Origin of the sequence: Xanthomonas sp. SHU 308 (assembly GCF_000364645.1) — a bacterium.
In the GTDB taxonomy this organism is placed as follows: domain Bacteria; phylum Pseudomonadota; class Gammaproteobacteria; order Xanthomonadales; family Xanthomonadaceae; genus Xanthomonas_A; species Xanthomonas_A sontii.
On sequence record NZ_AQOK01000285.1, the window covers coordinates 1 to 3,160 of the forward strand.

A 3,160-nucleotide genomic window follows, 5' to 3' on the forward strand; every position below is an offset into this window, starting at 1 on the left:
TCGCAACGCAGTGCGGCCGCGCCCCTCGCGGCGGCACCGTCCGCGGACGCACGCGCGTATGCACGCGAAGGCACTTCCGCTGCCCGCGTGCAGCAGCGCCTGGGCACCGGCCACGGCGCGCGCGAGTGGTCGCCCTCGCGCGTCACCGAGTTCGAGCGCGCCAGCGACGTGCCGATGCAACGGACCGCGCTGCGCTACGACAGCCGCGCACGGCTGATCGCACGCGGCGTGCTGCCGCGGAACCTGCCGCCGCGGCGCGTGGCGGTTGCGCCAAGCGCGTTTCCCGGCGACTACGTGCCCGATCCGCCGGAGCGCTGAGCTCCCCGCGCACCCAAAAAAGCACGGGCCGCAATGCGGCCCGTGTCGACGACGCCGCGGCGGTGTGCGCCTCAGTCGTGGTATTCCTTGCCCAGGCTGTCGCGGAACGCGTGCACTTCCTTCTCGGCGCGATCGCGCGCCCAGCCGTAGCGCTCCTGCAGCTTGCCGGCCAGGTACTGGGTGTTGCCTTCGGCGACGTCGAAGTCGTCGTCGGTGAGGTCGCCCCACTGCGCCTTGATCTTGCCCTTGAGCTGGGTCCACTTGCCGGCAATGATGTCTTTGTTCATGGCATCTCTCGTGATGTGTAAGCGGCGCATTACGCCGCCCGCGCAGCATTGCGCGGCCTGCGTCGCGAACCGATCAACGCAGCGTCAGCGATGCATGAGCATCGTGAACCGTTACGCTGTGGTCGGCAGCCGCGCAAAAAAAACGGGCCGGCAAGCCGACCCGTTTCTGGTCACCGAGACGAAGCTCAGTTCTTGGCGGCGTCTTGGACCTTCTCGCCCGCCTTCTGCACGTCCTTGCCGGCACCGGCAACGGTGTTGCAACCGGCCAGCAGGCCCACCGAGAACATCGCCAGCAGCATCCACGCAAACGTACGCTTCATAGGTTCACTCCTTGCTCACTTGGTCATGGGACGCGGCACGCAGGCCGCGCGAAACTCAGCACTTGCCCGCGCTGCAATCCTTGGCGGTGTCTTCCACCTTCTCGCCCGCCTTCTGCATGTCCTTGCCGGCGCCGGCAACGGTGTTGCAGCCGGTCAGCACACCAGCGCAAAACAGGGTCAGCATCAACAGGGTGGTCAGTCGCTTCATCGGGTCGTCCTCGGCAATCGCAGGTGGTCGGGGTGGGCGGCGATAGGCGTCGCCGCGCTACCGTCTGGGGGTGAATCTGCCGTCACGACTGTGGATTTCACGTGAATGAACCGGCGACCCATTCAGGGTAAGCCCGCGTCGCTCAGTCCCGCATCAAGGTCGATTTGCCGAACAGGCTCTCCACCAGGTCCACGGCCAGCTCCGCGGTCAGGTTGCGGTGGTCCAGCACCGGATTCAGCTCCACGATGTCCAGCGAGGCCATGCGCCCGCTGTCGGCGATCATCTCCATCACCAGTTGCGCCTCGCGGTAGTTGGGGCCGCCAGGCACGGTGGTGCCGACACCCGGGGCGATGCTGGGGTCGAGGAAGTCCACGTCGAAGCTGACGTGCAGATGGGTGTCGGCGTCGAGCCCGTCCAGCGCCGCCTCCATGGTCCGCTTCATGCCCATCTCGTCGATGTAGCGCATGTCGTACACGTCCACGCGATGCTGCTTGATCAGCCGCTTCTCGTCCGGGTCGACCGAGCGGATGCCGATCTGCCGCACCTGCTCCGGGCGCAACGCCGGCGCGCTGCCGCCGAGCTCGGTCAGCGCCTGCGGGCCCAGCCCGCACAGGCAGGCCACCGGCATGCCGTGCACGTTGCCCGACGGCGTGACCTCGCTGGTATTGAAGTCCGAATGCGCGTCCAGCCACAGCACGCGCAGCTTGCGGCCCTGCTCGCGGCAGTACCGCGCCACCGCGGTGATCGAACCGATGCCCAGGCAATGGTCGCCGCCGAGCACGATCGGCATGCGCCCGGCGCGCAGCTCGGCGTAGCTGGCCTCCATCAGCGCGTGGTTCCAGGCCACCACCTCGTCCAGGTGGCGGTAGCCGTCGACCGGCGCCTGCCAGGGATTGCGCGGGCCATCGATGTTGCCGATGTCGCGCACCTCCACGCCACGATTGGCCAGCGCCTCGTGCAGGCCGGCGATGCGCAGTGCCTCCGGCCCCATACGCGCACCGCGATGGCCGGCCCCGATGTCGGTAGGCACGCCGATGAGGGAAACCGGCAGAAAGGAGGACTTCATGCGCATACGCTCCAGCCAAAAAAGTGACCCAGTCTAGCGGGACCGGCATGGCACGACCCGCCGCGGCGCAGCAGCGGAGGCGCACCGTTGGACGTCGATGGCGGTGGCTGACTAAGCTGCTCCGCCGTTTCTGGAGATCGCCTTGGAAAAACCGTTGACCGTGACCCTGGAGGCCGCGTTCGCCGGGCTCACGTTCCTTCCCTGGTTCGCGTGGGCGCACAACAGCCTCAACCCCATGCTGATCCTGCACGCGGACCACGTGGAGTACCGCGTGCTGCGCACGCGCACCCGTCCGTACCGCGAGATCGCCAGCGTGGACTATCGAAAGACATGGGGAACCGAGAACGTCGTGCTGGCGTTCCAGGGAGCGAAGACGACCTTCATCGCGAACACCGGGCTGCTCCGGCGCACCAGAGAGGCCATCGCCTTCTTGCAGCAGCAGGGTTGTCCGCTTTCCGCGCGCGCGCAGTCCTTGCTCATGCCGCGAAACCCGTAGCGCAGCTCGCGACAACACGCGGCGATCCAACCGCGCTTCGGTTGAGCGGCTGTTGCCTCGCGGTTGTGATGCTGCGTGCTTGCCATCCGCCACGCCACACCCTGCTCGCGTGACGCGCAGTTGCTCCCTGCTCGACTGGATGTTCGTGAGGGCACGCGACAGAAAGCAAAAACCGCTGTTTCAGCGGATTGATGGCGCAGCGCGGACATCTGCGGATGCCGGCGGATCGAAGATGGTGCCGCTTATCCGAATCGAACGGATGACCTACTGTTTACAAGACAGTTGCTCTACCGACTGAGCTAAAGCGGCAAGGTGGACGACGCCCGCGGGCGGGCCCGGGGCAGTCTACCTGCTGGCGCGGGCCTCGGCACGCGCGACGGCGCGGCGCCGAACACCGGCAGGCGCGGCATTCTAGCGCAGCGTGGCGCAGTCCACGGTGCGCTGGCGCGCGGCGCCGAGCTGGCA

At 67.4% G+C, this 3,160-nt stretch carries 5 protein-coding genes, 1 tRNA gene and 1 pseudogene; 2 read left to right on the forward strand and 5 right to left on the reverse strand.

The window, feature by feature from the left end; translation table 11 throughout:
- Positions 1-318, forward strand: a pseudogene (locus D588_RS0110410) (hypothetical protein); the annotation flags it as partial.
- A 71-nt stretch (positions 319-389) separates the two neighbouring features.
- On the opposite strand, the gene D588_RS0110415 reads toward D588_RS0110410, so the two are convergent.
- The 4 genes from D588_RS0110415 to rocF form a co-directional block, all read right to left on the reverse strand.
- On the reverse strand, positions 390-605 hold the full coding sequence (locus tag D588_RS0110415; RefSeq protein ID WP_010341025.1) for a CsbD family protein: 216 nt from the start codon (positions 603-605) through the stop codon (positions 390-392).
- Positions 606-790: 185 nt separating this feature from the next.
- Entirely contained in the window at positions 791-925 is a 135-nt protein-coding gene (locus D588_RS0110420; protein WP_026143575.1) for an entericidin A/B family lipoprotein, read from the reverse strand.
- A gap of 55 nt (positions 926-980) precedes the next feature.
- Positions 981-1,133 carry an entericidin A/B family lipoprotein gene (locus D588_RS0110425; protein ID WP_017908941.1) on the reverse strand — a complete coding sequence of 51 codons (153 nt, stop codon included), beginning with the start codon at positions 1,131-1,133 and terminating at the stop codon, positions 981-983.
- A 142-nt stretch (positions 1,134-1,275) separates the two neighbouring features.
- Complete coding sequence (gene rocF / locus D588_RS0110430; RefSeq protein ID WP_026143576.1) at positions 1,276-2,199, reverse strand: arginase; 924 nt, start codon at positions 2,197-2,199, stop codon at positions 1,276-1,278.
- Positions 2,200-2,341: 142 nt separating this feature from the next.
- Between rocF and D588_RS0110435 the strand changes: the two genes are divergently transcribed.
- Positions 2,342-2,695 (forward strand): hypothetical protein, encoded by a 354-nt coding sequence (locus D588_RS0110435; RefSeq protein ID WP_106404477.1) that lies wholly within the window; start codon positions 2,342-2,344, stop codon positions 2,693-2,695.
- Positions 2,696-2,928: 233 nt separating this feature from the next.
- Here D588_RS0110435 and D588_RS0110440 read toward each other — a convergent pair.
- A tRNA-Thr gene (locus tag D588_RS0110440) sits at positions 2,929-3,004 on the reverse strand.
- Between the last annotated feature and the right edge of the window lie 156 nt (positions 3,005-3,160).

What these genes read in the sequence shown, in the direction of transcription:
- D588_RS0110415 (WP_010341025.1), bottom strand. Translation starts at nt 605, where the DNA reads ATGAACAAAGACATCATTGCCGGCAAGTGGACCCAGCTCAAGGGCAAG.
- D588_RS0110420 (WP_026143575.1), bottom strand. Translation starts at nt 925, where the DNA reads ATGAAGCGTACGTTTGCGTGGATGCTGCTGGCGATGTTCTCGGTGGGC.
- D588_RS0110425 (WP_017908941.1), bottom strand. Translation starts at nt 1,133, where the DNA reads ATGAAGCGACTGACCACCCTGTTGATGCTGACCCTGTTTTGCGCTGGT.
- rocF (WP_026143576.1), bottom strand. Translation starts at nt 2,199, where the DNA reads ATGAAGTCCTCCTTTCTGCCGGTTTCCCTCATCGGCGTGCCTACCGAC.